Raw genomic sequence first — 26,200 nt, 5'->3', positions numbered from 1 at the left:
TCAATAATATTAACAAAATAATATCAAATATTAATAATAAAATATTAACGAATAGTTCGAGAAAGTCTCGTGCTTATCCCTTATTTTTCCACTAAGCAAATTAGTAATTAATAAATTGAAATTGAGTTAAATTAAATGTGTCTAAAATCTGATATTTTGAAGTACGAAAGTAAAATATGGTCTACGTGTGATACTTTACGTGGAGCTGGCGTAAAACAGTCTGAATTTCCCCAGTACATGATGCCGTTTTTTGTGTTAAGAATGGTTGAAGCCCGTCTTATTACGATGGTAAACAATCTAATTGGTGAAGGTTACAGCACAGAAGAAATTCGTGAAGAGCTTAAAGATAGCACTCAAGACTTCAGTTATAATGAGCATGTAATGCTTGCTGCTAAAGGTGAGTCAACTATTATTGGTACACTTGCAGATATCTGCGAAGTCCAGGAAGGATTTGATGAAAAATTTGCTGATTATTTAAACGATTGGGACGATAACACAAAGCTATTGTTAGGTCTTCAGGATACTGATGCGCTTTATCTTGATATTCCAAAATATATAAAATCACTAAAAAGCAAAGGTCGCCTGAAAGACTACACATCAAAATGGGCTGAAATCGATCTGCGCGACTACGATGCATCTGATATCACAACTTTGGAAGAGCATATTAAGCGTAAGTGGGCTGACATCTCTGCTGCGACTTCTGGTGAGCAATACACTCCAGATGACATCATAGATCTTGTTGCTGCAATTCAGGCTCGATACGCTGTTCTTGATAACAAAAAGTCAGTCACGCTATACGATATGACTTGTGGCGGTGGCAACATGCTATTTGGCAGTGCGGACAAAATTAAAAAGCGTCTACCTAATATTACTACTAGCACTTACGGACAAGAGATTAATGATTCCCTTTATGCCTTAGCAAAAATTGAATCCCGTTTTCGTACAGAGTCTGGAGGCGGTGCAAAGCATGTGATTGAGCATGGAGACACGCTAGCTAAAGATAAATTTATTGGTAAAGAATTTGATTTTATTTCTGCAAACCCTCCATACGGTATTGACTGGAAAGACTCAGAAAAAGATGTGATAGCAGATGAAACAGGTCGTTTTGTCAACACAGGAATTTCAAGATCAGATGGTCAATTACTGTTCATGCAGCACGCAGTGAGTAAGCTTAAATCTGATGGTAAGGCAGTTATTGTCCATAACGGGTCTCCAATGTTTACAGGTGATGTAAACTCAGCCGAAAGCCAGGTACGTAAGTGGCTGCTTGATAACGATTGGATTGAAGCTTGGGTACAACTACCTAAAGAAGAGTTTTTCAATACTCAGATCACTACTTACTTATGGGTTATCAATAAAAATAAGCCTGCTGACCGAAAAGATAAGATCATACTGATTAATGCTTCAGAGAAATTCTCTAAGCTTAAGAAATCAATGGGTAAGAAAACCAATAAAATGGATTCTGAACACATTGATTGGGTCATGGATAAGTTCGACAATCCAGTTGAATCAGATGACGTTAAATTTCTTTCTAAGTACGATTTCTACTACAACAAGCAGCAATTGACGCTTATTGAGCGTGATGAGGACGGGAAAGCTGTTTATGACACCCTTTCAGAAAGTGAAAAGTTAAAAGGCTTTAAAAAGCTGAGTAAAGTATCAGAGCTAAAAGTTTGCAAAGATGGCAAAGAGTTCGCCTTCAAAACGAGTGATGGTTCTGTGGTAGAGCAAATCACATCTAGTGTTGATGGTGTGATTTTCAGTAGTGAAATGACACCAGATAAAGAATTGGTGGATTCACTTAAGGAAGTTTTCATAGATTCTGATCTTAATGTGAATGATGTGTATCACTCGTCAGTTGAGAATCAAAACATCGTTTTTGACAATCAAAAAAGCATGGGGCGTGGATTCATTGTTCCAAAACTGACACTTGGCAAGAAATCAGGCAAGTCGGTTATGAAGCTTTCAATCGAACTAAAAGCCGATCTAACCAAAGACTACGAAATCATCCCTCACCTACCAGGTGAAGAAAACGAGAAATCTATTCAAGCGTTCTTGGATAAGTGGGTTCGCAAGGAATACATTCTTGGTGACAATTCAGTGGGTGTTGAAGTCAACTTTAACAAGGTGTTCTATAAGCCTGTTGTGCTTCGCTCTACCAAAGAGATTGCTGATGATATTAAAGCGATTGATGTTGAGTTAGCAGAGCTTGAGAAGGAGTTGTGGGGATGAATAGGGTTTCTGAAATAAACATTGCTAGAGCTAAAGCTAAGCAGATCTATGAAAATTGGGATAATGTTGATCAAAAACTGAATAATAAAATTATAATTGATTATATATTGAGTACAGGCCATTCTGAGGGATTAGTTGATCCTGGCATTAAAGAACAATTTAATGATAGAGCTAAGGAGATTGTAAAGCTATATATTGCTTTTTCTCAAAAAACGCTTGATGGAAAAGAAGAAAAGGAAAATGTAAAAATCACTAAAATTCGACATCATGATTTGTATAAATCAGAAGTCTGCAAATTTTTGAGAAATGAAGCTGAGCATCCTTATGGGAATAGAAGCCAATGGAATTCTAAGATTGCAACAAAAATTGAAAGTCTTATTAAGTCAGATAAGTTAAATTGTTCTAATCTATGTCTTGAAAGACCAAAAGTAGACTTCTGCAATATCGTAAATGAAATATTGGGATGGACAAATTATGATGCTTTTGTAAAGGATTTTAATGAGATGATTAAAGCAAAAGGATTCATGCAATGAGCAATAATAAACTCAGATTAAAGCATTTAGTTTCTGTGCATAACGGATATGGTTTTCCAGTTGAGTTTCAAGGAGATAAAGGCACAATCCCTTTTTATAAAGTGTCTGACATGAACACTATTGGTAATGAAAAATACTTAGTAAATAGCAATAATTACGTAACTGAGGAATTATGCAAAAGTAAGAATTGGAAGCTAGTTCCTGCTGGTTCCATTATTTTGCCAAAAATAGGTGCCGCACTACTTACTAATAAAAGACGTATGACATCTCAACCTTGTTTGATTGATAATAATTGCTGCGCTTTGATCCCTGTAGATATGAATCAAGGGGAATGGATTTATAATTCAGTCCTAAATATCGATTCAGGTGATTTTTGCCAATCAGGTGCTGTGCCTGCTTTGAAAATGGGTGACTTTTTATTATCTGAAATCTCCTTACCGAATGACCGTGAAAATTTACTAATAACACTAGAAAGTAAATTATCTTTGGTTGATTCATCCATAGGAAATCTAACCCAAAAACTCCACCACCTCGAAGAATACAAAACCGCTCTCATCCACAATGCGGTCACGAAGGGGTTGGATGCAAATGGTAATGAAATTACTAACTCCGAGTGGAAGTCTAGAAGCGTAAAATCTTTGTTTCACACAGCCACGAGAGGGAAAAATTGTACTTACTCTGATAATGATAATGAAAACCTGATAATTACTCAGTCTTGTTTGCTTCAAGATAATACCCTAGATGTGTCTAAGGGTAAGTTTGAAGTTAATTCTCCATCGGGTGAAAAATTCCATCTATCCAATGGAGATATTCTGATTTCTTCTAGTGGGGTAAAAAACACAATAGGTAAAGTTGCATACATTGAAGGAATAAATAAGACAACTATCGCAAACTGGGATGTAATGAGATTATGTACTAATACTGACATGCACTCTAAGTACACTTATTACCTATTGATAACAATGCGTAATCATATAAAAGAATATTGCCTTAGAGGTGCCACAGGTCAAGAGCATCTGATTGCTGACTTCTTTAATGAATCGACTGTTTGTGTTCCAAAGGTTGCAGATCAAGAAACAATATCTAAATTTCTTGATATTGAAGTTACTAATCTAAATATCATAAAGAAAAAGATTAACAAAAAGATCGCCCTTCTTCTTGAATACAAAAAGTCGCTGATTAATGAGGCGGTGAGTGGTCAGTAAGCAGTCGAGTTTGCATAAAATAAGCTCACTTAGGTGAGCTTAATTGTTTTTCATCTTGGTAATTGATACTATTTATAAAAATAAAATATTTAATTAATAATGAAAGCTATAGATAACCTAAAAGAACTTTTGTTAAAAAACAAAGAAAGTAAAAAAACCAGTGAAATTTTTGAGTCAGATGAATTTGATGATTCTGATGAACTTAGTGTGCTTGATGATTCTGATGATCTCGGTGAGTTTGGCGAGTTTAATGATGATGAGATTATTGAGAATGATGAGTATTCAGATTCTGATGATTCTGAATTTGATAGTGATTCAGAAATCGATTCTATATTAAGTAATTTTTCTCATGATGTATCAATATCATCTGAAGATGATTCTAAGTATAAAGAATTGGACAGTTTCATTAGTGAGCTTGAAAATGATTCCTGCAAAGAGTCAAGAAACAAAAATGTTGGTGATGATACTCTTAAGAGTATGATGGATTCTATTGATAATATAAATATGAAATACCATCATTATCATCAAAAACGACTTATGTCTAAACAGAGCGAAGCTGACTCAGATGATGATTTTAATTCAAAATCATACACAGAACGAATTAGAGTTCAAAAAAAAGAAGATTTGACAAATATTCATACTGAATATGATGGCGTGGATCTGATATCTTCTTTGGAGAATATAATTAAAAGAGTTAATGAACTAAAAGTTTTGGCAATTCAATCAAAAAACTTAGGTAAGGAAGATTCACTGGAAATGAAAGAGCTAAGCTTATGGGTTAAAGAGATTGAAAGTGTCACTCAAGGTAATCCTAAGCAATCGGATGTAAGTCAGAGAGGCATACGAGCTTCATTAGTGCTTCAAAACGACTTGTTAACGAAACAAAACAAAATCTACTATCAAGAAATTAAAGATCTGTCTGATAAATACAATTATATATTAAAAGAGAATACTGTAGCTAAAATTGCGAACATTGCTAATTACTCTGCTTGCAATCAATTAATGGGTTTTGCTGACAGGATTTTCGAAATTGATAAAGATAGATATCTTCCTATGGAAGAGCTAGTTAAGAATAGTAAAGCCAGAATTCCTTATGAACTAAAAGGAAGTAGTTCAAAAACTATTGAATTAGCAAAGATGTCAAAAAATGAGATACTTGATCTTTCTGGAGTCGGTTCTGCCACCTTTAACAATATAAAAAGTGCATTTTCAGATAATGGGTTGTTTGCATACTGCTTAATTGAAGATGTCATTGAGTATCATGCATTGAAGTTGAATGGTTCTAATAATTTACTTTACAGAGGTAAAAATGAGTCTAGTTTTATGTGGATGCTTCCTCGTCTTTATTTCACTAATGAAGCTGTTATAAGATACTGTGATCTTTATGATATGAGTTTTATTGATATTAAAAAAAATAAACGATTAGATGATGAAGATGATAATAATGGAGTGATTAAAGCCTTGTCTAATATTGCAATTCAGATACAACAGAATAATTTTAATGATATGAAAGACAATAGGATTGAATTAGAAAAATTAAATTATTTGCTAAGCAAAAATAAATAGCCTTTAAAGGCTATTTAAATTTCCTTCCTATCATGTAACCCAAATCTGTTGGTGTAGATACATATTCATAGCTTAACTTGTCTAGTTCAGTTTTATTTGAGTAGTGTCCAATGGCAGAATAGAATTCTGATACTAATTTATTTTCAATAGAATACTTTATTAGGTCGTATAAGATTTTATTGTTAAACACATCAAAATCTTCTTTATTACCTCCGCCTCGCATTATGCATATTATGGAGCCAGGTGATTTCTTAATGCTCTCTGCGTAAGTTTTTCCTATGTCGAGGCTTGTTGCATTCTTAGGAAGATCTACAAAGCTAATTTTATCAAAAATCTTACCAAATAAGCTGAAGTCTTTAACCTCTTTTCTTAATGCGTTTATGAAATCATCCTTTGCTAAAGAATATTTATATTTGATAATTACTAATCTAGGCATTCCAATACCTTCATATGCATTTCTTTTATTATCAATGAAATAATCATTTTTTACTAGCGGTAATTCATTGTATGAGTAGTCGGTATCGAAAGAATCAATTGATAAATCAATAAAGTAGTTCATATGCAAGTGTTTGCTTCTTGCCATTTTGCACTCAAACAAGCCAGATTTTCCCATTAAGCTTGAGTAAATAAGACAATCTCCAATTTCTTCAGGAAAAAGCAAATAGCTTGAGTTTAAATTAATATGTTTAGTCAAATTATCGACAGATTTTATTGTTTCGGAGTCATCTGTGGGTAAGAAGATCTTACATCGAATATTTTGAAGTAGTGAGTGAACACCATGAAATGAATTGGTTTGAGCTAGAAGAGATGATATTCCTTGCGTTGAAAATATGTTTATATGCCCATAAGACCTAGATTTATCTGTCCATGTATTGTCATCAATTAAACCAGACGCATTGCTTTCATTATTTATGTTAAGGTAGTTTTGATATTCATCTATTAACATAAATGTAAACTTTTCTTTTCCTACACCTTTTGTTTCACGGTAGGAGGGCGATGTAGAGAATATTGCTGCTGTAAATCTTTCTCTTAATAACTTGCAGATGAAATATCCTGTTGTACCAAAAATACTTTGAGGCAAATCTGGAATAATTACCATGTTTTTCTCATAAATCATTTCAGATAACGATAATGGTTCAACATCTGTAGCTGATAATTTCTCTCTTAATAATGGGTTATCATAAAATGGTCTAAGTTTATTTTTAAGATTTTGAGTATGCCAGGTATATTGCTGTAGGGACTTTGAATCGTCTTCTATGATAGCAGTATCTAGATTGGAGTGAATAATAATTGATTTTCCCACATCAAGAATGCTAAAAGATTCAGATACACAGGAGTCAATAACTGACTTTATAGATTCATTGATTTCTTGAGTGCTAGTGATCCATTGATCAAAAATCTTGCAGAAACCTTGGGGGTTATTAAGAGCGCTATATAGTTCCGATAAGGTTACTGTTCTGTTAAAGCAGTTAAGGTAAAAATGATAAATAAGCATACTATCTCTAATACCACCAGTCCCCCAGTAAGGATCTTTTTTGTTTGGTGATATGTCAGATATAATGCTACGAAACATCTCTTCAGGTATACCTTGCAAAATATTGCATGAAGTGGAGGCTTTAGAGCCTCCTATTATCATTAGTCTATCGCTATCAACTTTTTGAATGCAGTAGTCAAGGTAATCCCCTTTTACATCCAGAATAATTCCTGGGCAATCATTTTCAATTAATCGTTCGAGGGCAGGAAACATCACAGTTGTTGTCTTGCCACTTCCTGTAGCTCCAAAGGCAATAACTGATGTAGTCCCTTCCTTGAAACTAATTTCTAATTCTTTGTTTTTTGACTTGTTTTTAAATGACAAAAAGATTTCATCTTTTAGTTTTTTATTGTTTTTCTTAAGCATGGATTTTATTTGTAAATAAATTTTTAATAATTGTACTTAAGAAACGAAAAAAGATCGAGTAAGAGTAATAGATATTGAGAAAATTTGAGATTACTAATCCCAATAATGGATAAGCTCACTCATCGTGAGCTTATTTTATGGTGATTCTCCCCGCCCTGATCGGGCGAGGGTTACGGCGGAGTTGCTAATTCAACAGGCTTCCAACACTATAGGAAGGGATCTTGAAGTTTTGAGGTAGATAGTCAGCAGCATTTTTGGGGATTTTCTTTGAAATCTCTGAGAATGCTCTTCGTCCAATTTCTTCCTTCATTGTTTTAGCCCAGTACCATGCCCCTAAAAGCTCTTTAACCGCAGTATCTAATCTTTCTTGGGTTAAAGTATTCTTGGTTCCAAGGTAACGACTTGCTACTGATAGGCTACCATTTCGTTGATGAAGCAAAGTAACCGATGCTGAATAGCAAGGTACACCATTATCAATACGTGATGTTTTCGCAAAACTGATTTTAACGCCATCCTTATTGCCGATTTCAAGAAAATCAGTCAGCTTGTGATTTTTTTGCTCATCTAAGAGACACAAAATTGCTTCATCCAGCGCGTTGTCAGCACCACCATAGTTGTTGTTAGCAAATGCGCAAGAGAAGTAAGGCTCACCCTTTCTGGCAAAGCGTACTTGCCAACCTGTAGGGATCTTGTTGATGTGGCGAGGAACTTCATATTTCTCTTCATCAAACCCTTCAACAATACGGGTTGTAATGCCAAGATTGTTAAGCTCTTCTTTTAGGTAAGATGGAATATTTCGCATGATGTGTCTCTTTATTTTTATTTAGGGCTGCTAGCAGCCCATGAATCAATTGTCTTATTTAGAGTTCTTAACTTGAACTTCGATTTCGGAAATTTTCACTTTCCATCTATTTGGTAAGTGCAGTGAAGTTTGGTTAAGCAACTCGAACACCTTATTCTTAAGTCCTTTAAATTTGCTTAATCTCGCACTCTTTGTCAAGCCGTTTTCAGCCAGAACCTTTTCGGCAATACCTTGATAAATTGAGTAAATTTTAAAGGCGATGCCGTTATCTGGGTCTTGCAATTCGCTGATTAGATTTTGGCTTTCAACAAGGCTCGGTCTCTCTTTGATCAGGCTAGATTTCTTGTCTTCAAGTTTTAGCTCTGCGTCTTTTAGCTGAGCTTTTAATTGCTTAACCAAAGCGTATTCTTCTGACCGTTCAACCTCCTGAGCGACCTCAGAAAGCTCTTTAAGTGCTGTTTGTTTAGCTTGATTGAATGAGGTTACTAATGCTTCTGCTTGCTTAAGCTCAGTATCAACAAGCTCGCCAAAAGAACGGCACTCGTTTTCGTACTCGTCATTTTGTTCTGTGATTTTAGCTTTTAAGCTTTCATCCATTTTTCCTGCTAAAAAAACTTCTTTTAAATGATAAATAAGTTCTTCATTAAACAGGTCGTTATTCAGTGCGATTTTGATGATTTGTTTAAAATACTCAACATCGAAAGGAATGGAGTAATGAACTTGATTCAATGCGTTATCATCTTGAAAGCTAAACTGAATCATCGGCTTGTCAGAACCCAAGTATTCAAAAGTTAACCCCATAGATGGGTGTTTGTAGGTGAACTTGGTGATCTCACCTCTTTTGTGTCGGTGATAAGCTTTATGATCGTCTGCGTGTGTAAACAGAATGACGTGATCACCAACAATTCGTTGTTTGTCAAAACCAAAGTCATTATAAGGATAGTTTGTCTTGGCTTCGCGAGCTTCTAATCGAGTGCAGTAATAATTGCCAGTTCTCTGAAGCAGAATATTAATGTAATGCTTTAGTCGCTGCATTGGTGTTGTTGATTTCAAGCCTATCCCCTTTTGATTTAGCTCTGATTTGTCTTAATTATACATAAAAATAACCCTTGGTCAATAATTAAATAAATAAAAAAGACATGAAATATCATGTCTTTCTCATTAGTTTTTGATTATTGGATTGTCTTTAAAAGCCCTTGCAGACGATGCCCCAACAAGTCCTGGATGAGCTTGAAGTCACTACCTTGGATATCACCAATCACTGGGATTGTCATTGATTCTAGGGTTTGCTGAATGCTGGAACACTCAAGAGTGAAATGCTTAACAATCAGGTTATGCACATTATAAGCTTCTTTTTCAGCGCTTGTGTCTTCAATAATTTTACCTAAAGATTTTTCAATTTCTTCTTTAGTCATAAATTTTGTTAGACGTAAATGCTTGATTTCATTTGATAGTTGGCTGAAAAATGAAATTGAGCTGTCATTCATATTGTAGTGTGTTGAGTGACTTCCAATCATGCGCCCATCGGTCATCGTTCTAATGCTGAATTGTAGAACGTTAGTATGGACGACCATAATGTTTAGCTCTACATCCACATTATATCCATTGGATGAAATGCTAAAATTGTCGGTGCTTTTCATAATTTTCTTCTTAATTTTCAAAGTTAACAATATTTAATCTTTTATATATTATACTCTATGTTAAAAAGGTGGTAAATAAAAAACTAAGATTATAGAGCGCTTAAGACTGTAATCTTGATGAATGTTCGTGAATTCTAATCAAGAATTAGATTATGGCAAACGATTAAAGATCCCTCACTCGACATAGCTAGGAGAATCATGTTACTCGCATTTAAGAAGAACTCACTCGCATTTGAGATGAACTCACTCGCATTTTAGAAGAACTCGCTCGCATTTGAGAAGGGTTTGCCTTTCAATCAAATAAAAATTAAATAATTTAAAATTTATATTGACTCTGCCGCCAACTAATGTATTATTAAACACATCAAGACGCACAAGGCGTTAAATTAAAGAATATCAAATAAGGAAGGCACCATGACTACTACTAACATTCAAAAAGCAATCGCAACTGCAACTGCAACCGCTACTGGTGTAGCACTGGCTTCTAAAGATGGTCTGCGTAAGCTAAGCGGAAACAAGGATATCGAAGTTAAGCGAGTAAACGGCTTCAACGCTGATCCTCGTATGCTTTGGATTGAAGAAGGCTTCAATGTCCGTGATATCGACGCAGAACACGTAGAGGGCTTTGTGCGCTCATACACAGACGGTAAGTACGTTCCGCCAATCGAAGTAGTAGTTGTGGAAGTTGACGGAGTTCAACGCCTGAAAGTGGTAGAGGGTCATCACCGTACTGTTGCCATTTACCAAGCTCTTGAAAACGGTGTAGACCTGAAAGCGGTATCTGTTATCGAAGTAACAGGCAACGAAGTTGATCAGCTTGCGCGTATGATCAAATCTGCTGAGGGTCGTCCGCTAACAGCAATGGAACTAGCTGGCGCATACCAACGCATGATTAACATGGGTTTAAATCAAACTCAAATCGCTGATGAGCTAGGCGTGTCGTCTGTGCAAGTGTCTAACTACCTAGTGTTGATGAAAGCCCCACAAGAGCTTAAAGCAATGATTCAGTCTGGTGAATACTCAGCGACGAACGCTTGGAACAATATTCGTCAGCATGGTGCAGATATCGCTCTGGTAATGGCTAAGGAAGAAGTTCGAGCTAAAACCGAAGCGAAAGAAGCAAAGAAATCTGGTGTGAAACCGACGAAATCTCAAGGTACATCGGCACTTAAAAAGATGAAACTGCCACCTAAAAAAGTAACTGGTATGGGTAGTATTGTAACCTCTCTAGCCTCTCAGGTGACTATTGAAGCGCTTGAAGATGATAAAGATGTACAACTGACAATGAGTGCAGAAATGGCTAAAAAGCTGCTTTCACTTGCTGCCGATCTGGATGAAATCAATACTCACAATGCCAACGCTGATCAGATGATGAAAGATCTGGCAATTCAAGCGAAGAAAGGCGAAAGCCAAGATGTAGAGTTTGAAGCACAAGAAGAACAGCTATCAATCGCGGTATAAGTTGAAATTAGAGGCAGGGAGAGATCCCTGTCTTTTTGTTTTTAGCAGTAAATGAGAAACGGATTAAATAATTAAAAGCTTGACCTAACAATCAATATAAGTATAATAAGAATATAAATTAAAGAGGAATATTTATGCTTAATTCTACATTACAAATCAATCAGCTAGTTATCGATCCAATGATTACAAGTCTTGATGTTTCGTTGGAAGCGGTAAAGCTAAAAGCTAACTCTTTTGCGAACGGTGTAACACCAGAAGCTCAGATTGATGTACGTGAATCAAGTAATGGCTTGTTTCATGTGGAGAGTGGAATTGTTGATGTTTTGGCAATGTTTCTTGCTAATTTCGGTGGTCAAAAATTTGAATCTGTAAATGTCAACATTCTTCCAGCCGAAAGCGCAGAGGATTTGGCTCTAAAGCAGTCGATCTATGATAACCGTGAAGTAAACGAATCAGAAAAAATTGTTGATTCATACAATGCAATGACCAAGCTTAAAGAGAATGGATTCAATATTGAGCAAATCTCTGAAAAAATGGGGATTGCAAAGTCTATCTTAAAATCTATCGAAGCCTTGGATAAGGCAACAAAACAGGAGTGGGAGTTAATTCGATTTGGATTAGTCTCACCCATTGCTACTATCTCAAGCAAAAGAGCATAAGATAAGGAAAACGCTATGAGCATTCAGGTATGGCAAATCGACATTAAAGTTGAATTCATGGAAAAGACTCTAGCAGCATTCTATGACCGCCCAGACTTTCGAGATAACACGTTAAGCGTGTTGAAATCAATGCTGAGTTATCTAGAACGGTCAGCAGAAAAAGGCGCTGAGCGAGGCTATAAGCAATGCTATAGCGAAAAGGTAAATCTGCTTTTCAATAAACAGATCAAGCAAATCGCTGATGTTGATGAAAACGCCCTTTTCACTCTGTACCACTTTATTTCTAGAACGCCAGAGATCGAGAAAGTATTAAGAATGGATATCGGCTTGATCGAAGTGCTAACAGAAGAACAGAAACTGAGGATTGTTGAATTGATGATGCAATCTGCATCATCTAAAATGCCGAAAAACTGTTCAAGCTTATATTCAGATTGTAAATGCGTTTCAATGTTTTTCAAAGATACCCTTGGAGAAGTAAGAACAGATATGACTCCAAATGACTTGTATAAATACTATATTGCTCATGCAAGTCACTCAATGAATCCGCACAACGCAGTCAGTTTAGCCGCAATCGTTAAGTCAGTGGATGAAATGCAATATAACCTGGTTGATTGTGACCGAGAAAAATTAATTCAAACTCTGCACTTAGGTAATCAAGTGTTGACGGGTGATTCTGATTTGGATTTTGGACTAAACCAAATTATAAAAGGAAACTTGGTGAAGTTGCCAAGAATCGCGGCATAAAGAAAATATTAAGAAGCTCCACATTATGGAGCTTTTTATTTTTATATAAATAACAAAATATTTGAAAATTGTATTTACAAAGAAATTTTTATATGTATAATTAAAAACATCAAGTAAGGAATGCCTTACAAACTAGCGCAAAAATTAAAGGAGCTTTTCATGGCTAAAAAAAATAACGAAATTAATGCAGCAACCCTGACTAACCTACGCTCAGTACGCTCTATCACTTCAGGTATGAATCTAGAGCAGCTAGAAAAGGCAGTGGCTAACATGACTAAAGTGTTCGAAGAACAGAAGAATTTAGTTGAAGCTGAAAAGAAAGCTCAACAAGAACGTCAAGCTCGTCTCGATGCAATCATTGCGCAAATGAAAGAAGATGGTATCACTGAAGAAGAACTGGCTGCTTATATGAAAAAAGCTGAGACAAAACAGCCAAAAGCACGAAAAAAGTACGCAAAACGCCCAGCTAAGTACGAATACGTTGACGGTAAGGGTGAAGTGAAGACTTGGACAGGTCAAGGTCGTACTCCATCAGTTATCGCAAAAGCGCTAGAAAATGGGAAGTCGCTTGCTGACTTTGAAATCGAAGAGATCGCGCAGGCAGCTTAAAAATCCTATGAAGCCTTAAAGTTGAGATTGGGTAAATAGATTTAAAATAACAAGATAGAGAGATAGGTTTTAAGACCTATCTCTTTTTTTACTAGTAAAAAACACCAGTCACCAAATATTTACTTTTAGCCGTATTAATGTATAATTAGAACAAGTTGTAGAGTAAGGATAAGACCATGAATAAAGTTGAAGAAAGAATTTTTGCTGATCTTGTTTTCAGAAGAACGTTCCACCGTTTAGAAATTGTACGGATTAATGATAATACTATCGAGTTACGTAGCGAAAGTCGAATCCCCAATGCTAAAGGCGAGCTATCTGATTGTAAAAGGTTAACGGCGAAAAATAAAATCACAAACATGAGTGCTTATGTTTATACATATTTGTATGGAACATTAAAGTGGTATAATACATCGTATTTAAAGCCAATTTTCATGGGTGTTAATGGCGAAATGTACCATTTCGTAAGAGAGCACGAACATGCATCAGGCTCAATGTTCTATGCCTTTGCTAAAGAGAGAAATGGCGTTCCAAAGTATACTAAATCAGATTTTATCAATAATATTTTATTTCATAGCGGTGTTGATGTGAATAACAGTATTGCTCGACAAGAGCTTATTCCGTACCTCAACAAAAACTCTCGCATGATCTCTTTAGTTTCAAAGTCAATGAAAGAGTGCGGTGTTGAAACGATTCGTTATGAATTTTTGAGACAGTTAATTGAAACTCACAAAGAACAATCTGAGATTTCTAAAACAATTAATATGGCAAATGCGCTCTATAAAAGTTGGGGCAGTAATGCTAATTTCACAAGAGATTATCTGAAAACTGGATTGCAAGGTTCATTTGATAATGAGCAAGTTCTTACGTTAAAACCTCATTGGTTTGATTAATAGAAAATACAAATCCCGCATTGGAGCGGGATTTGTTTTATCTGTAAGTTAAAGAATAGAAGTATCTTAATTGTCCACGCAATGTTCGGGTGTGGATTTGCGGCGGAGTTGCTAAATAAGGTCTTTGTACTCGCTGATATCGGCAAGATTGCTCTGGAGTTTTTCAATCTGACTTTTGATGTCTGATTCAGCCTTATCTAGCTGTGTTTTGCTTACAATATCTTCATAGTAAGGTTTGCAAGTTGTAAAAGGGTTATACCATTGTGATTCCCCAAAAATACAATGCTTGCGTTTATGTTCGATATGTTCCTGGACACTATTAAATCCATTTTCTTTTAGAAAAGATTCTGCGCTTTCATCCAATAAGGCGACAAGTGCAACGCTATGTCCAGAATCGGTATCAGGTTGGATGAATACAGCTCGTGTTCCTTTCTTTACAAAACGAAAGTCGTTGATGAAAACAACAGTCTCAAGTGGTTTCAATAGGTTGCGATCAAACATCGTTATTCCTCATATCATATATTAGATTAAGAATATATCAGCGACAGCAAAAAGCAATATTTTTATTTTAATATCAGTCATTTATGAATTGATCTACATCACATTTTTATCACATATATAAAATAATAATTTGATTATTAACAACCCCATGACTACAATACAACTAAGCATGAATCTCCAATTCATAGTTTACACAAATCATAAAAACCATAAAAATGACAATCACCTCGATTGTTGCCTCAAATACTCTGGCGCATTTATATGCGCCATTTTTTTATTTAAATCAATTTGACTCTCACTGTAATTTATGTATAATAAAAACATAAAGTTATTGAGGTCGAAAGAATGACAAAAGAATCAAACCTATCTAAATTCGCTCTATACGCACTAAGCGAGCTACAAAAGTATGTTACTAAGCGCGAATGGAATGACTCTTCTAGTCTCGCATATAAACTCGTAGCAAAAGCGAATAATGATAAGGATTTCGCCAACAAGCTAGAGTTATACCTTCAACTCAGAGTTGATAATCCTACTGTGTATTTACGTGAGCTTTGCGATATTGTTCTAAATACTGAAGATTCGTATTTTAAAAACCTTAAGATCGGCAATGCTGTGGATGGTCTGGATTCCGCATACCTATGTTTTAGTCAGCGCGTAGGTAATGGTCATCAAGATGTAGAAGAGCAAGTTCTGGGTTCTCGCGTAAACGCGAAAGAAACGGTAGATATTCTGAATTCATTGGGACACCTTACAGCGGAACAAACCGATGCTCTTGAAACCCGTAATCGAAATTTACGGTTGATTAGTGTCGCTCATGGTAACAAGCATGTGTATTTAACTGTTTGTACTACCTCTGCAACTTACTGGTTGAGTTCTACGGATATGGCTCCGATTGGTTCAGCGCGATTCATTAGTCATGATGTCGCTGAATACAAAGAGGACTTGGAACGATTTTTCGATTTTATTCTGCTTCGTAGCTAGATTAAGAACTCGTGATGGATGCCTTATACATGTGCGGTAATCCATGTTAGATTCTAACGATTAAAATTATCAAGGTGATTATATGTTTGGATTGGTACGTGTAGTAAAAGGCATTGCTAAACTCCAGGGCGACGAATCTGAAGATCAAATGTGCGCTATGGCTGCTGGTCATTCAGCTCTACGTTCAAATGGATGGCTGGCTACCGTCTTTGAGTTAGATAAGGAAGGAAAGCCAAGTGCAATCGTATCCTACTGGAAAGTATCTGACCAAAGCGTTAAAGAGAAACTTCCTCGTGGTCAAAAATACGCATTCATCCCGAAATCAGTTTTTGAAAAGTTAGCGTCATAATGCGTAAATGATGATAAAAAGAGTTGCTACCTTGCAACTCTTTTTTTATATGTGGGCAAAATATATCTGGTCACAATAGATGCGGAGGGAGCCTACCCTCCACCTTTAATATTTTGTTGAGTCTTTAGCACAAATCAACGGAAATCTTCGGCGTGAAGAACTCTAGGGCTTTTTCAGGATTGTCAGAAAGTAGGTCAAAACAATCTTTTAAACTGGCTCTTTGGATCTGATCATAGCCTTCACGTTCAGGTAAGTAGTAGCTTGTTGAGCCATCTTTATCGATCAGAATACATCCACCATTACGTTCTTCGATAGTGTTGCTGTCACTGACAATAATCATCATAGCGGTGATATCTTCATCATCCTCGATTTGTAGGTCACGAAGCGCCTTTTGCATTTTTTCATCAGTAACAAGTTCGAGATCTTCGAATTTACAAAGACCGTGTTCAATACCTTTTGGGCTTGAGCTTTCAGAGGGATGTTCGTTTGCTGATTCTGTAAGACCGACCATCTGTTTTAGCTCAGAGAGCGTATTAGCTCGCTTAATTGCATCGATTAGCTCATTAGCAGTAAATTGAGTCATTCCAATATCCCTATTTATCTTAAAAGTGATTTTAAAAAGCTGATAATATTAGTTTCAATTATACACAAATAAGCTCAAAAGTAAAACAAAAGAGAGAAGAGACACCATTGACTTTGCCATCATGGATGGCTTAAAAATCAGATATTTATACTCTCGGTTATGAGTGGTATTCATTTTGGGGTGGTAGTTATGATTTTTTATGCGTTGACGATTATGTAATAAGGTTTAAAATATTATTAATAATAATGTAAAAAGAATAAACTAATGAACGAATTATTGTGCTCCAAAAACTATGCTTTGATAAAACATAGGGACAAACCTGAAGCGGTTATATTCCTCGAATTATGCGCTGATAGTGAGATTGATAAACCGTACAAATTTAAAAGCAAAGATGGTGTTATTGATTTCCACCTTGAACGTCAAGATGAGCTTGAAAATGAACTGAAAAAACTTTCCAGTTTAACCATTGTTGTTAATTCAAGTGATGGTACTCCAAAAGACTTTTTTGAGGTGGCAATATAATGAGTAACATGCTTAGTAAAATAAAAGAGATTGTTGACAATGCTGGTTCAATAGTGACCAGTGGAAATATCTCTAATGTGGCAAGTGCTGCCACAAAGGTTCTATTGGTTGCAGCAGTTTCAGCTTCGGCTATACAGTCGAACAATGCATTTGCGCATCAAGATACGCATTCTCACGTCCACTCTACTTATGCCAGTATTGCAGGTGAGTCTTTACTTGTTAGAGATCATGTGCAAAACACGTTAGATTTGACAGGTATTAGTGTCGATCAGCATAGTGACTATCTAAACTATAAACACCCTGTACAAAGTAAAATCAATGAGTTTATTGAATATGCTCATAGTAACTATGATTCTGATAGGTTCCAGGAAGTGTCAGAACTCGCTGAAATGGCTCAAACTCACTTTGATAACGGGATATATGAAGGTATTGACCAATACGCAACCTACCTTACCCCGTTGCTTGACAATAAAGTAGGGTTGGTAGAGCATCACAATTCCCAAGCTGACTTCTCTACCAAAATGGAGCGTTTACAGGCTGTAGTAGACCTCGTTGATATGATGAATGAAGATCCAAACTTTGACCTTGATTACAATATCGGTCAACTTCCAAGGCAATACATAGATAGTAATGAAAGCCATATTTCTATCGGCACTGGTAATATGAACGTGATTATAACTGCGCCATTAGATCGAGCGGAGCAAATCAACGGATTCCTAAATACCGCATTGGCAATGCATGACTATGATTTGAGCAAGTTGGATCATTTTAGGGAAATGAGTAATAACGAATTTAAAGATGTTATGAAAGAAGCTTATAACCTATCTGATAAAGATCTTGGTTTTATTCATAATAGCACTCTGGCGCATGAAATGGCTCATCTGTTCGGTGGAAATGGGAAAGATATGACTACTGCTGAGTTCATGGCAGAGTCAGGCGCTACATGGAATGCCCTAAAGAGTGGTGCCTCAGAAGGTTATTTGAACTATGTTCTAGACTCTAAAGTTTCAGCCTTTGGTGTTATTGATAAGCAGGATAGTCATGAAAGCATTGCTCTCATGTCAGAGTTCTTTTCTCAGTACGAAATTGATGAATGGCGGGATATGGATATTAACCAGTTCCAAAGTGAGCTATATCGTTTTACTCAGACAGTCCTAGACAATACAAACAATAACTTTGGAGAGATGGCTCAAGTTGTAGCAAATGAAAAAGTTAGGAACAACGGTATTTATCCAACTGCTCAAGAGTATTTAAGGCAAACTGGTACACATCAAGAAATTCTTGAAATATTAGAGGGTGCAAAAGAAATAGCTCATACCGATTTGGATGTCGGTCTTATGGCTGAAAAAGTTAAAATGAGTAGAGACCCTAATGCATCATTTTTAGATAAGTTGGCAATTCAATACTTCCCTAGCCTATACAGTTCAGGTTTTGAGCCAGAACCAGACCGTGACATTAAAAGAGAGATGTACATGGAGCTTGCTCAAAAGATACCTGGCTCTCACGGATATTTTCATTCAGACTTTGATCTTAGTCAGCATGAAACGGATTTTGATAAAGCCAGAGATGCCATTCTTGAAACTGAAAAAGTCAAAATAATGGATGAATATTCACTGGTAAAAGGCGACGATGGGTTTACGCAAAAAATTTACCATTCGATAGAGGCTAAGATGGAATTCCTTGATAATGGGAATATTTCTTACAGCTTTAGTCCAGAATATGCCGATTACAATAATGTGGTTTTTGAAATTAGCCCTGATGGAACCTACGTTAAAACGGTTAATGGCATTCCATCTGAACTTGAAGAAAATGAAATCAGCAATATAGAACATAGTGGTGTCGAGTCATTAGCCTATGCGTTAGAAAGCTTCAAGGTTCAAGAACACGCCAACCAGGTAGAGCATCAGTATGGAGATTATTCATACAGTCCAGATGCTGAAAGGGGCGTTAAAATTGAACGACAAGATTTAAATGAACATAGTCATAGGCACGAAAGAAGTCGTGATGACTACGGATATGGAATGTGAGAAAAAGCTGCCGTAGGCAGCTTTTTTATTTAATGAATATTTTTTCAGCTAGAGGATAAGGAAGTCAAGGAGAACTTGACCTTCAAGCTTATTTGAGTATTATTGGGATAAAACAAAAGGATGGTATACATGAAAAAATACGTAAAATGCCTGATTGAGAGTGAAGATAAGGGCATCCTTCTTATTCAACGTTCAAGCAGTGACGAGCACGGTTCTATGTGGGAAACACCAGGTGGTGGCGTAGATGATGGTGAAACACTAGTTGAAGCTGTCATTCGAGAGGTGAAAGAAGAAACGGGTCTGGATGTCTCTGTTGAAATGGATGGAACAATGTTCCTTTCTGATGATGCAGATCCAGAAATGAAATTTGAAGCTAATCTCTTTAGCGCCAAAACTACTTCTGGTGAGGTTTCGCTTGTACAAAACGATGATCATTCCGACCATGCATGGGTTAAGCGAGAGGATTTGTTTCAGTTTATGTTAGACGGAAATCAAATTGACCGTTGGACACTTAGCCATATTATCAAGGGTTAAGAAATACAAAAGAAGCCGCTATGCGGCTTCAATCATCAATGTTTCTCTTTCTTTGAGTGCGCTTATCACCTCAGAGTGAAGAAAATCTCTTACTAGCGAGAAGCCTGCATACCCTCTTCCACCAGCCTCATACACTTCTCGGGCTTGGCTTGATAGTGACTCAAATTGATTAATTACTTGATTGATTAGTTCAGATTCATTTTCATTAAGCGCATCGAGTCCAAATGTATCAATGTTGCAATCACTGCTTGATAGTTCCGCTTTCAATACTGCTTTGGCATTTCTGATTCTGTTCGAACCTATCGTAACGGATAGCTCGTGAAAAACAGTATCAAAATCTGAGTGATATATGGTGCTAACTAAGTTCGTCTCACCAATCTTGAATTCTACAGCTACTTTATTGGTTAATTCTGAATTTATCATAAACATTACTTTCGCATGGCATTAAAGCCACCAATCTTTATTTTTTCTCATTTTATCATCATCTTACGATAAAAGTCCACCTTTAGTTTAAGCTATAAAAAAGATAAAAAATTAAATAATTTAAATTTTATTGTTGACTTTGACCATTAGTAATGTATTATTGAAAACAAGCAGCAGGAATGCAGCTAAGAAAAGACTTAGAACAGTCACTTGAACATGCATTAATAAATTTAATTAAATATTTAAAAAAACTTTACTTTTGAATTAATTAATGTATTATAAGAAACATAAAGAGATGCAAAGCATCTGAACAATAAAGTAAATTTAAGAGGTACACCATGAAGAAGTCTATCATCGCACTAACACTTGCAGCAGCTACCGTAGTAGCACCAGTAGCTCAAGCAGAAAACGAAAACCTGACTAAGTTTGGCGACATCGCTCAGATCGGTGTTCCTCTTACAGCAGGTGCAATCGCTCTTTGGAAAGGTGACGGTGAAGGCTTGTTCCAACTTGCTGAGGGCGCACTTTATACAGCAGCAGCGACACACGCTCTAAAGTGGGCGGTTGATGCAGAGCGTCCAGATGGTTCAGCAAACAACTCTTTCCCGTCTGGTCACACATCAGCAGCAACACAAGGCGCAGCGTTCCTACAAATGCGTTACGGTTGGGAATACGGTCTACCTGCTTACGCTGTATCAGCGGTGGTTGGTTACTCTCGCGTACAAGCTGACAAGCACTACTGGCGTGATGTGGCAGCAGGTGCGGTACTTGCTACAGGCGTTCAGTACGCAGTAACTAAAATGGGTTACTCAATGACAAACATCGCTCTTGCTCCATACGTGAACGGTGATGAAGTGGGTCTTTACGCAAGCATGAGCTTCTAAATGATCTAACTACGGGGAAAACACTTCCCCGTAAATACAGATTAATTTATTAAAATGTATTGACTCTAAATCTAATTAGTGTATTATTATAAACATCAAGGGGAAGCAAAGACTTCCCTAAATTAAAGTTAAAATTCAAAAGGAAATACACCATGAAAAAACTAATCATCGCAGCAACACTGGCAGCAGCAACCGTAGTAGCACCAATGGCTCACGCAGAAAACGAAAACCTAACTAAGTTTGGTGATATTGCTCAGATCGGTGTTCCTCTTACAGCAGGCGCAATCGCTCTTTGGAAAGGTGACGGTGAAGGCTTGTTCCAGCTAGCTGAAGGCGCACTATACACAGCAGCAGCAACACACGCACTTAAGTGGGCAGTTGATGCAGAGCGTCCAGATGGTTCAGCAAACAACTCATTCCCGTCTGGTCACACATCAGCGGCAGCTCAAGGCGCAGCGTTCCTACAAATGCGTTACGGCTGGGAATACGGTCTGCCTGCTTATGCTGTAACAGCGGTGGTTGGTTACTCTCGCGTACAAGCTGACAAGCACTACTGGCGTGATGTTGCAGCAGGTGCGGTAATTGCTACGGGTGTTCAGTATGCAGTAACTAAAATGGGTTACTCAATGACAAACATCGCGCTTGCTCCGTATGTTAACGGTGATGAAGTGGGTCTATACGCAAGTATGCAGTTCTAAATAATTCAGACTTAAGAGACGGGGGCTATATGCTCCCGTTTTTTCGTTCACGCAAATCAACCAGTGAAAAAAGAGAAAGATTGACAATGACGGGTTTATCCCGTCTAATTATTCCAAAATGAAATGCTATTTAATTGATAAAATAAAGGAATTTAAATGAATGGTTTGATCAGAAAATCAGTTTTACTACCACTTTTAGCCACTGTTTTTGTTTCTGGTTGCTCTGTATCTGTAGGAGTAAAGGAAGAAAGAAAGTACGGTACTTCCTTAGGGGTTTCAATGATTCGTGTGTTTATTCCTACGGATATTTATGAGTATGTTCATCATGAAAAATTAGCCACACCTAAAGATGTTACTTTATCAAACAGCTTAAATGAGACGTACACAGTCAAGGACGCGGTTTACTTTGGTGAGAGCGAATTCCCTGGCGAAGGTGGAGCTTATAAGATTAAGTACGCAATCAACGAAGAAGAGTTTGGTGGGGAGCTTTCTTTTGATAAAACAGGATGCAAAGAATACTTTATTGATAATGGAATGATTACAAACATGGAGGCTTGCGGAATTAATATCTATCATGTGCGAGGTGAAAGGATTAGTTCTCAGAAGCGAGCTTACATTTCATTTGATTAAAAAAGAGTGGCAACGGTTGCCACTCTTTTTGTTTTCTCTAAGCCTTAACGGTTAAAGCATAAGTTTTAATCAAGTCACCAAGAGATAAGCCTCTTTTATCGATCTCTTTCTTGATGATTTCGCCAAGATGACTTACAACCACATCGCTAAATGGAGTCAGGTAGAACTCTCTATAAGAGCTGATCTCAACTCCATCACGTTGTTCTGTCATAGGGAAATTAACGATGTTTAAGCTTTCAAATAACGCTTTATGGTAACGAGAAAGTCTCTCATAGTGGCTCATATACGCAGGACAGTCGCCGTAGTCGTCAAATGAAGTTTCAGCAAGCATTTCATAATAAGGTTTCGTCAGGTCTTCTTCAGACCAATCACGCGCTTCGAAAGCGTTCTGTACCGCTGGTTTACCTTCATGCATAATCTTAACTGGAGCGTGAGCGTTTTGCTGCGTCATGCCACCAATAAAGTTGATAATAAAGTGCTCAATGAGACCGTCCATCGCTTCAGGCTCAGAGAATTTCTTATCAAGGCATAGAATAAACGCGTTTTTTGCATCCTCACTAATATTTTTCTGGTAGACGGTTTGAGTTGCTACGTTTTTTACATCAACGGTAAACGTTTTGATGATGTGAGTTGATTTTAAGTTGGAGTGTCCGCACATTCTAGCAATTGCAATGTAATAGCGAAATACACTCTGGATAGCATCCTCAAATGTATCAAAGTACGGATTGCCTTCAACTAACTCAATTTCACCTGATGCTGGATTAGGCTTAAATAACTGATTAGGGAATCGTGGGAAAGCCATATGAGCAGGCATGAGATCGAGAATTAGCGGCTCTGTAACGCCATCGAAAAACAATTCGGCTTTAGTCATGATCTGCTTTTTATAAAACTCAACATCAAGATCAGAGGACGTATGAACAACCATTTTTTCCAAATCATAGAGAAGGTTATAAATTGGTGTTGTCATGGCTTGATGGTTAACGAGTTCGCGAATGCTACCAGGAAATGTGTTGTCCGTCTTTCCATTGACAGGTGTCATAGATAAGGTAAAGCAGATTGTTTGAAGTGGGTGCATGTTCCTATTCCTTGCTTGTCAGCATAAAAATCCAACTATCACTAATTATACATATATAGAATCAAAAGTAAATGAGATATAGATGTTTTGGGGTTTTTCATGTAAATTGATAGCAAATTTAATCAGTAGCAATGTATTAATTAAAGGTTTTTACTATGAATACAAAAATCATTCAGTTCGAGGCAGGAAATTCTATTCATGCGTCTGAAAAAGGCGTGGAAATAGATGAATTCGCGCAACTTTGCAACCGTATGGAAAGAGGTGAGTTTGGCGATAACGCATACGTAAGTGTGTATAAGGCAATTGATAAGAACAAACCAAATATTCTGGGTTATGGGTTGAGTTTATATTCAGAATTGTTTGTTGATAATGGATTGAGTGATGATCCGCTCATCTATCTGGTCATCAAAGGTAAAAATCGAGTTATTTTAAACAGTCTCGATGAGGTGTCAGATTACCTTAGTGCAATCGGAGTTTACCGATTTGTGGTTGATACTTCTAATTAGACAGAAAAAGCACTCTCTCAGAGAGTGCTTTTTAACGCATTTTTTAAAAAGGGTTGTCAAAGCCCTGACTTTGCCCGTAATGAGGCGTATGAGTGATTTGAGGGAGCAAATCAGGGTTGTTTTGACGTGCTCGCCATTGAATATTTTGATCTTCAATGAATTTAAGGTGTGATAAGCCGTATTTTACGCTGTATTCCATTCCACCAAGCTTACATAGCCCTTTGAAATCTTCATTTTCTTCATAGCTCCAGGCTGGCTTATCTTCTTGATAATGCTCTACAGCAAGTGCTCTTAGTTTTTCAGCAAGCTCTGAGAATGTACCCGCATCATGAAATTTTTTGATTTGTTGCCACTCATAGACACGCCCCAAAAGAGCGCAATTGGTCTGGCAATCTTCGGTGTATAGCAACTGGCAATTTGGGCAAGCATCCGTAGAATTTCGTCCAATAGAGCCTACTTCCTTATGTGTAGGGTGATTGCAGTTAGGGCATGTGCCGATTGTAATTGATAACATAAGTTGTCCTACTATGGTGTTTGGTGGTTTGGTGGTTTGGTGCTGCATCAATCAGGAATTGCATTCCTGATATGATTTTGAAATAAGGTATCAACGTTCCCTAATTTAACTTGAGGATTATCATTGCTTCTAAAAATATGTCTGAATTGGCTAATGGTTTTATCACTGTTCACGCGAAAGTTTTTTGTAAACGCTGAGATTCGATTAATAATGATTTCTTTTAGCTTCTCGTCTTTAAAGTAAACCGCTTGCTTACCCTGCTTGTAAAAGCCTTCAATCCCCTTTTCATGCTTGATTTTTAGCTTAGGGCTTTCAATCGTAAACATATCCTTTTTCATGTTATGAAGGTCGATATGAGCAACAAATTCGAGATCCGCAACTTCAAACTCAGCAAAAATAAAAGTTAGGTATCCTTCTACTCTTTGGCTTTCAGTAATATCAAGGTCAATCTCGATAGCTAGCTTGTCTAGCGAGGTGTCAATGCGACTTGTTCTATTAGCTCTCATTTGATCCCCTACTCTTTGATCTGAGCGTCTACGCTTTTGAAATAACCTAAAACTAGATCGTTCATAGCAGACTTGATGGTTAGGTGTTTTTCTTCAATCAAATAATTTTTATAGCAATCTTCAAAACAGCTCTTAACAGTACGCATAAGATGATTTCTAGTTAGGTTAGCAAGGCTCTGACTTGCTTCAATGAGACCGTCACTTGTCTCCAAGACATAATATGGGTCATTGTTATCATCTGAACTGATCGAGTAAATTGATTTATTCAGTGAAAAGGCAATATTGTACTGTTTGAAATTTGAACGAGGTCTTAGGACAAAGGTGATTCTTGCATTCAAGAGTTCAAGATCGTTCTTCATAAAGTAAAGATGTAATCGACCAACGCCCTGCCCCGTACTATTAATATGCGAAATAACCGTAATTTCGTGACCATTATGGTTAATTTCCGCATCTTGACGAGTAGGGATTTTTTTAATTTCTTTCATATGTTACCGCCTAAAACCAACTTTAATAATTATACATTAACAACACCAAAGGTCAATAAATTAATAATTAAAAAGCGCCATTAAATATTTTTGTGGATAAATAAAAAAGGGCTGGCTAATGCCAACCCTTTTGAGAAAAAACCCTTTAAAATCAATGACTTAGAATGGAATGTCGTCGTCAAAATCCATTGGTGGCTCATTGTATTGCTGCTGCGGCTGCTGATGATTCTGCGGCTGCGACTGCTGATGATGCTGCGGCTGAGCTTGTTGTGGTGCATGTTGCTGAGGTTGACCACCTTGAGCGCGACCTTGTGCTGGTTGACCTTGACCGCCTTGAGCGCGACCGCCTAGCATTTGCATAATGCCTTGGTAGCCCTGAACTACAACTTCTGTAGTGTAGCGATCTTGTCCTTGCTGATCTTGCCATTTACGAGTTTGTAGTTGACCTTCAATGTAAACTTGAGAGCCTTTACGTAGGTACTCGCCAGCCACTTCTGCTAGTTTTCCGTACAGAGTTACGCGATGCCATTCAGTTTTTTCACGCTGCTCACCAGTCGCTTTATCGCGCCATGATTCAGATGTTGCGATAGTGATATTAGCCACCGCGCCACCGTTAGGCATGTAACGAACTTCTGGGTCGCCACCTAAGTTGCCTACGAGAATAACTTTGTTCACCGAACCTCTACTCATAATTTCTACCTTTTTCCTTTAAATTCATAGGATTAACCATTATCTTTAATC

At 37.0% G+C, this 26,200-nt stretch carries 30 protein-coding genes; 18 read left to right on the top strand and 12 right to left on the bottom strand.

What is annotated here, in order from left to right:
- Nucleotides 1-135 precede the first annotated feature (135 nt).
- From R7P80_RS00150 to R7P80_RS00135, 4 genes are all read left to right on the top strand, one after another.
- Entirely contained in the window at nt 136-2,232 is a 2,097-nt protein-coding gene (locus R7P80_RS00150; RefSeq protein WP_318096292.1) for an N-6 DNA methylase, read from the top strand.
- The gene (locus R7P80_RS00145) at nt 2,229-2,765 is read left to right on the top strand and encodes a hypothetical protein (protein WP_318087329.1); all 537 of its coding nucleotides are present in this window, start codon (nt 2,229-2,231) and stop codon (nt 2,763-2,765) included. The genes R7P80_RS00150 and R7P80_RS00145 overlap by 4 nt, the downstream gene beginning before the upstream one ends.
- Complete coding sequence (locus tag R7P80_RS00140) at nt 2,762-3,970, top strand: restriction endonuclease subunit S (RefSeq protein ID WP_318096291.1); 1,209 nt, start codon at nt 2,762-2,764, stop codon at nt 3,968-3,970. Before R7P80_RS00145 ends, R7P80_RS00140 begins: the two co-directional genes overlap by 4 nt.
- Nucleotides 3,971-4,069: 99 nt before the next feature.
- On the top strand, nt 4,070-5,536 hold the full coding sequence (locus R7P80_RS00135; protein WP_318096289.1) for a hypothetical protein: 1,467 nt from the start codon (nt 4,070-4,072) through the stop codon (nt 5,534-5,536).
- 10 nt (nt 5,537-5,546) lie between these two features.
- Here the strand turns inward: R7P80_RS00135 and R7P80_RS00130 are convergent, their stop codons facing one another.
- From R7P80_RS00130 to R7P80_RS00115, 4 genes are all read right to left on the bottom strand, one after another.
- A complete protein-coding gene (locus tag R7P80_RS00130; RefSeq protein WP_318096287.1) occupies nt 5,547-7,436 on the bottom strand; it encodes a DEAD/DEAH box helicase family protein in 1,890 nt (629 codons plus the stop codon).
- A gap of 184 nt (nt 7,437-7,620) precedes the next feature.
- Nucleotides 7,621-8,238, bottom strand: coding sequence for a hypothetical protein (locus R7P80_RS00125; protein WP_045592257.1), 618 nt, complete (start codon nt 8,236-8,238; stop codon nt 7,621-7,623).
- Nucleotides 8,239-8,292: 54 nt separating this feature from the next.
- Complete coding sequence (locus R7P80_RS00120) at nt 8,293-9,291, bottom strand: hypothetical protein (RefSeq protein ID WP_318096284.1); 999 nt, start codon at nt 9,289-9,291, stop codon at nt 8,293-8,295.
- A 119-nt stretch (nt 9,292-9,410) separates the two neighbouring features.
- Nucleotides 9,411-9,878, bottom strand: coding sequence for a hypothetical protein (locus R7P80_RS00115; protein WP_318096282.1), 468 nt, complete (start codon nt 9,876-9,878; stop codon nt 9,411-9,413).
- Nucleotides 9,879-10,292: 414 nt separating this feature from the next.
- On the opposite strand from R7P80_RS00115, the gene R7P80_RS00110 reads away from it, so the two are divergent.
- The 5 genes from R7P80_RS00110 (at nt 10,293) to R7P80_RS00090 (ending at nt 14,241) form a co-directional block, all read left to right on the top strand.
- Nucleotides 10,293-11,339 carry a ParB/RepB/Spo0J family partition protein gene (locus R7P80_RS00110; protein WP_020330805.1) on the top strand — a complete coding sequence of 349 codons (1,047 nt, stop codon included), beginning with the start codon at nt 10,293-10,295 and terminating at the stop codon, nt 11,337-11,339.
- Between the two features lie 134 nt (nt 11,340-11,473).
- On the top strand, nt 11,474-11,998 hold the full coding sequence (locus R7P80_RS00105; protein WP_318096279.1) for a hypothetical protein: 525 nt from the start codon (nt 11,474-11,476) through the stop codon (nt 11,996-11,998).
- A gap of 15 nt (nt 11,999-12,013) precedes the next feature.
- Entirely contained in the window at nt 12,014-12,742 is a 729-nt protein-coding gene (locus tag R7P80_RS00100) for a hypothetical protein (protein ID WP_267410912.1), read from the top strand.
- A 159-nt stretch (nt 12,743-12,901) separates the two neighbouring features.
- The gene (locus R7P80_RS00095; protein ID WP_048516421.1) at nt 12,902-13,351 is read left to right on the top strand and encodes an H-NS family nucleoid-associated regulatory protein; all 450 of its coding nucleotides are present in this window, start codon (nt 12,902-12,904) and stop codon (nt 13,349-13,351) included.
- Between the two features lie 176 nt (nt 13,352-13,527).
- Nucleotides 13,528-14,241, top strand: a complete 714-nt coding sequence (locus R7P80_RS00090; RefSeq protein WP_048516419.1) for a hypothetical protein — start codon at nt 13,528-13,530, stop codon at nt 14,239-14,241.
- A gap of 111 nt (nt 14,242-14,352) precedes the next feature.
- On the opposite strand, the gene R7P80_RS00085 is transcribed toward R7P80_RS00090, so the two are convergent.
- Nucleotides 14,353-14,742 carry a hypothetical protein gene (locus tag R7P80_RS00085; protein WP_020330810.1) on the bottom strand — a complete coding sequence of 130 codons (390 nt, stop codon included), beginning with the start codon at nt 14,740-14,742 and terminating at the stop codon, nt 14,353-14,355.
- 345 nt (nt 14,743-15,087) lie between these two features.
- Here R7P80_RS00085 and R7P80_RS00080 point away from each other — a divergent pair, with 345 nt between their 5' ends.
- Entirely contained in the window at nt 15,088-15,723 is a 636-nt protein-coding gene (locus R7P80_RS00080; RefSeq protein ID WP_045592242.1) for a hypothetical protein, read from the top strand.
- 82 nt (nt 15,724-15,805) lie between these two features.
- Complete coding sequence (locus R7P80_RS00075; RefSeq protein ID WP_021485702.1) at nt 15,806-16,072, top strand: hypothetical protein; 267 nt, start codon at nt 15,806-15,808, stop codon at nt 16,070-16,072.
- 124 nt (nt 16,073-16,196) lie between these two features.
- Here the strand turns inward: R7P80_RS00075 and R7P80_RS00070 are convergent, their stop codons facing one another.
- Nucleotides 16,197-16,655: a hypothetical protein gene (locus R7P80_RS00070; RefSeq protein ID WP_273981160.1), complete on the bottom strand. Its 459-nt coding sequence runs from the start codon at nt 16,653-16,655 to the stop codon at nt 16,197-16,199.
- Between the two features lie 264 nt (nt 16,656-16,919).
- On the opposite strand from R7P80_RS00070, the gene R7P80_RS00065 reads away from it, so the two are divergent.
- The 3 genes from R7P80_RS00065 (at nt 16,920) to R7P80_RS00055 (ending at nt 19,738) form a co-directional block, all read left to right on the top strand.
- Nucleotides 16,920-17,177 (top strand): hypothetical protein, encoded by a 258-nt coding sequence (locus tag R7P80_RS00065; RefSeq protein WP_318096274.1) that lies wholly within the window; start codon nt 16,920-16,922, stop codon nt 17,175-17,177.
- Nucleotides 17,177-19,204 carry a hypothetical protein gene (locus R7P80_RS00060; protein ID WP_318096272.1) on the top strand — a complete coding sequence of 676 codons (2,028 nt, stop codon included), beginning with the start codon at nt 17,177-17,179 and terminating at the stop codon, nt 19,202-19,204. Before R7P80_RS00065 ends, R7P80_RS00060 begins: the two co-directional genes overlap by 1 nt.
- Before the next feature lie 129 nt (nt 19,205-19,333).
- Entirely contained in the window at nt 19,334-19,738 is a 405-nt protein-coding gene (locus tag R7P80_RS00055; RefSeq protein WP_053319045.1) for an NUDIX hydrolase, read from the top strand.
- Nucleotides 19,739-19,756: 18 nt separating this feature from the next.
- Here the strand turns inward: R7P80_RS00055 and R7P80_RS00050 are convergent, their stop codons facing one another.
- On the bottom strand, nt 19,757-20,161 hold the full coding sequence (locus R7P80_RS00050) for a hypothetical protein (RefSeq protein WP_318096270.1): 405 nt from the start codon (nt 20,159-20,161) through the stop codon (nt 19,757-19,759).
- A gap of 338 nt (nt 20,162-20,499) precedes the next feature.
- On the opposite strand from R7P80_RS00050, the gene R7P80_RS00045 reads away from it, so the two are divergent.
- The 3 genes from R7P80_RS00045 to R7P80_RS00035 all read left to right on the top strand — a co-directional run bounded on the left by R7P80_RS00045 (nt 20,500) and on the right by R7P80_RS00035 (nt 22,373).
- Nucleotides 20,500-21,045: a phosphatase PAP2 family protein gene (locus R7P80_RS00045; RefSeq protein WP_020330817.1), complete on the top strand. Its 546-nt coding sequence runs from the start codon at nt 20,500-20,502 to the stop codon at nt 21,043-21,045.
- A gap of 152 nt (nt 21,046-21,197) precedes the next feature.
- Nucleotides 21,198-21,743: a phosphatase PAP2 family protein gene (locus tag R7P80_RS00040; protein WP_020330818.1), complete on the top strand. Its 546-nt coding sequence runs from the start codon at nt 21,198-21,200 to the stop codon at nt 21,741-21,743.
- Between the two features lie 156 nt (nt 21,744-21,899).
- A complete protein-coding gene (locus R7P80_RS00035) occupies nt 21,900-22,373 on the top strand; it encodes a hypothetical protein (RefSeq protein WP_118894514.1) in 474 nt (157 codons plus the stop codon).
- Nucleotides 22,374-22,410: 37 nt separating this feature from the next.
- On the opposite strand, the gene R7P80_RS00030 is transcribed toward R7P80_RS00035, so the two are convergent.
- Nucleotides 22,411-23,448 (bottom strand): hypothetical protein, encoded by a 1,038-nt coding sequence (locus R7P80_RS00030; RefSeq protein WP_118894516.1) that lies wholly within the window; start codon nt 23,446-23,448, stop codon nt 22,411-22,413.
- A gap of 155 nt (nt 23,449-23,603) precedes the next feature.
- Here R7P80_RS00030 and R7P80_RS00025 point away from each other — a divergent pair, with 155 nt between their 5' ends.
- Nucleotides 23,604-23,954: a hypothetical protein gene (locus R7P80_RS00025; RefSeq protein WP_118894518.1), complete on the top strand. Its 351-nt coding sequence runs from the start codon at nt 23,604-23,606 to the stop codon at nt 23,952-23,954.
- 43 nt (nt 23,955-23,997) lie between these two features.
- Here the strand turns inward: R7P80_RS00025 and R7P80_RS00020 are convergent, their stop codons facing one another.
- The 4 genes from R7P80_RS00020 to R7P80_RS00005 all read right to left on the bottom strand — a co-directional run bounded on the left by R7P80_RS00020 (nt 23,998) and on the right by R7P80_RS00005 (nt 26,149).
- Nucleotides 23,998-24,468 (bottom strand): hypothetical protein, encoded by a 471-nt coding sequence (locus R7P80_RS00020; RefSeq protein WP_318096264.1) that lies wholly within the window; start codon nt 24,466-24,468, stop codon nt 23,998-24,000.
- Nucleotides 24,469-24,515: 47 nt separating this feature from the next.
- Entirely contained in the window at nt 24,516-24,974 is a 459-nt protein-coding gene (locus tag R7P80_RS00015; RefSeq protein WP_020330822.1) for a hypothetical protein, read from the bottom strand.
- An 8-nt stretch (nt 24,975-24,982) separates the two neighbouring features.
- The gene (locus R7P80_RS00010; protein ID WP_048516414.1) at nt 24,983-25,459 is read right to left on the bottom strand and encodes a hypothetical protein; all 477 of its coding nucleotides are present in this window, start codon (nt 25,457-25,459) and stop codon (nt 24,983-24,985) included.
- 159 nt (nt 25,460-25,618) lie between these two features.
- Nucleotides 25,619-26,149: a single-stranded DNA-binding protein gene (locus R7P80_RS00005; protein WP_411979026.1), complete on the bottom strand. Its 531-nt coding sequence runs from the start codon at nt 26,147-26,149 to the stop codon at nt 25,619-25,621.
- Between the last annotated feature and the right edge of the window lie 51 nt (nt 26,150-26,200).

This window comes from Vibrio sp. 2092, assembly GCF_033339635.1.
In the GTDB taxonomy this organism is placed as follows: domain Bacteria; phylum Pseudomonadota; class Gammaproteobacteria; order Enterobacterales; family Vibrionaceae; genus Vibrio; species Vibrio alginolyticus.
This window is presented reverse-complemented; position numbering and strand designations above follow the sequence as displayed.

What these genes read in the sequence shown, in the direction of transcription:
- R7P80_RS00150 (WP_318096292.1), top strand. Translation starts at nt 136, where the DNA reads ATGTGTCTAAAATCTGATATTTTGAAGTACGAAAGTAAAATATGGTCT.
- R7P80_RS00145 (WP_318087329.1), top strand. Translation starts at nt 2,229, where the DNA reads ATGAATAGGGTTTCTGAAATAAACATTGCTAGAGCTAAAGCTAAGCAG.
- R7P80_RS00140 (WP_318096291.1), top strand. Translation starts at nt 2,762, where the DNA reads ATGAGCAATAATAAACTCAGATTAAAGCATTTAGTTTCTGTGCATAAC.
- R7P80_RS00135 (WP_318096289.1), top strand. Translation starts at nt 4,070, where the DNA reads ATGAAAGCTATAGATAACCTAAAAGAACTTTTGTTAAAAAACAAAGAA.
- R7P80_RS00130 (WP_318096287.1), bottom strand. Translation starts at nt 7,436, where the DNA reads ATGCTTAAGAAAAACAATAAAAAACTAAAAGATGAAATCTTTTTGTCA.
- R7P80_RS00125 (WP_045592257.1), bottom strand. Translation starts at nt 8,238, where the DNA reads ATGCGAAATATTCCATCTTACCTAAAAGAAGAGCTTAACAATCTTGGC.
- R7P80_RS00115 (WP_318096282.1), bottom strand. Translation starts at nt 9,878, where the DNA reads ATGAAAAGCACCGACAATTTTAGCATTTCATCCAATGGATATAATGTG.
- R7P80_RS00110 (WP_020330805.1), top strand. Translation starts at nt 10,293, where the DNA reads ATGACTACTACTAACATTCAAAAAGCAATCGCAACTGCAACTGCAACC.
- R7P80_RS00105 (WP_318096279.1), top strand. Translation starts at nt 11,474, where the DNA reads ATGCTTAATTCTACATTACAAATCAATCAGCTAGTTATCGATCCAATG.
- R7P80_RS00100 (WP_267410912.1), top strand. Translation starts at nt 12,014, where the DNA reads ATGAGCATTCAGGTATGGCAAATCGACATTAAAGTTGAATTCATGGAA.
- R7P80_RS00095 (WP_048516421.1), top strand. Translation starts at nt 12,902, where the DNA reads ATGGCTAAAAAAAATAACGAAATTAATGCAGCAACCCTGACTAACCTA.
- R7P80_RS00090 (WP_048516419.1), top strand. Translation starts at nt 13,528, where the DNA reads ATGAATAAAGTTGAAGAAAGAATTTTTGCTGATCTTGTTTTCAGAAGA.
- R7P80_RS00085 (WP_020330810.1), bottom strand. Translation starts at nt 14,742, where the DNA reads ATGTTTGATCGCAACCTATTGAAACCACTTGAGACTGTTGTTTTCATC.
- R7P80_RS00080 (WP_045592242.1), top strand. Translation starts at nt 15,088, where the DNA reads ATGACAAAAGAATCAAACCTATCTAAATTCGCTCTATACGCACTAAGC.
- R7P80_RS00075 (WP_021485702.1), top strand. Translation starts at nt 15,806, where the DNA reads ATGTTTGGATTGGTACGTGTAGTAAAAGGCATTGCTAAACTCCAGGGC.
- R7P80_RS00070 (WP_273981160.1), bottom strand. Translation starts at nt 16,655, where the DNA reads ATGACTCAATTTACTGCTAATGAGCTAATCGATGCAATTAAGCGAGCT.
- R7P80_RS00065 (WP_318096274.1), top strand. Translation starts at nt 16,920, where the DNA reads ATGAACGAATTATTGTGCTCCAAAAACTATGCTTTGATAAAACATAGG.
- R7P80_RS00060 (WP_318096272.1), top strand. Translation starts at nt 17,177, where the DNA reads ATGAGTAACATGCTTAGTAAAATAAAAGAGATTGTTGACAATGCTGGT.
- R7P80_RS00055 (WP_053319045.1), top strand. Translation starts at nt 19,334, where the DNA reads ATGAAAAAATACGTAAAATGCCTGATTGAGAGTGAAGATAAGGGCATC.
- R7P80_RS00050 (WP_318096270.1), bottom strand. Translation starts at nt 20,161, where the DNA reads ATGATAAATTCAGAATTAACCAATAAAGTAGCTGTAGAATTCAAGATT.
- R7P80_RS00045 (WP_020330817.1), top strand. Translation starts at nt 20,500, where the DNA reads ATGAAGAAGTCTATCATCGCACTAACACTTGCAGCAGCTACCGTAGTA.
- R7P80_RS00040 (WP_020330818.1), top strand. Translation starts at nt 21,198, where the DNA reads ATGAAAAAACTAATCATCGCAGCAACACTGGCAGCAGCAACCGTAGTA.
- R7P80_RS00035 (WP_118894514.1), top strand. Translation starts at nt 21,900, where the DNA reads ATGAATGGTTTGATCAGAAAATCAGTTTTACTACCACTTTTAGCCACT.
- R7P80_RS00030 (WP_118894516.1), bottom strand. Translation starts at nt 23,448, where the DNA reads ATGCACCCACTTCAAACAATCTGCTTTACCTTATCTATGACACCTGTC.
- R7P80_RS00025 (WP_118894518.1), top strand. Translation starts at nt 23,604, where the DNA reads ATGAATACAAAAATCATTCAGTTCGAGGCAGGAAATTCTATTCATGCG.
- R7P80_RS00020 (WP_318096264.1), bottom strand. Translation starts at nt 24,468, where the DNA reads ATGTTATCAATTACAATCGGCACATGCCCTAACTGCAATCACCCTACA.
- R7P80_RS00015 (WP_020330822.1), bottom strand. Translation starts at nt 24,974, where the DNA reads ATGAGAGCTAATAGAACAAGTCGCATTGACACCTCGCTAGACAAGCTA.
- R7P80_RS00010 (WP_048516414.1), bottom strand. Translation starts at nt 25,459, where the DNA reads ATGAAAGAAATTAAAAAAATCCCTACTCGTCAAGATGCGGAAATTAAC.
- R7P80_RS00005 (WP_411979026.1), bottom strand. Translation starts at nt 26,149, where the DNA reads ATGAGTAGAGGTTCGGTGAACAAAGTTATTCTCGTAGGCAACTTAGGT.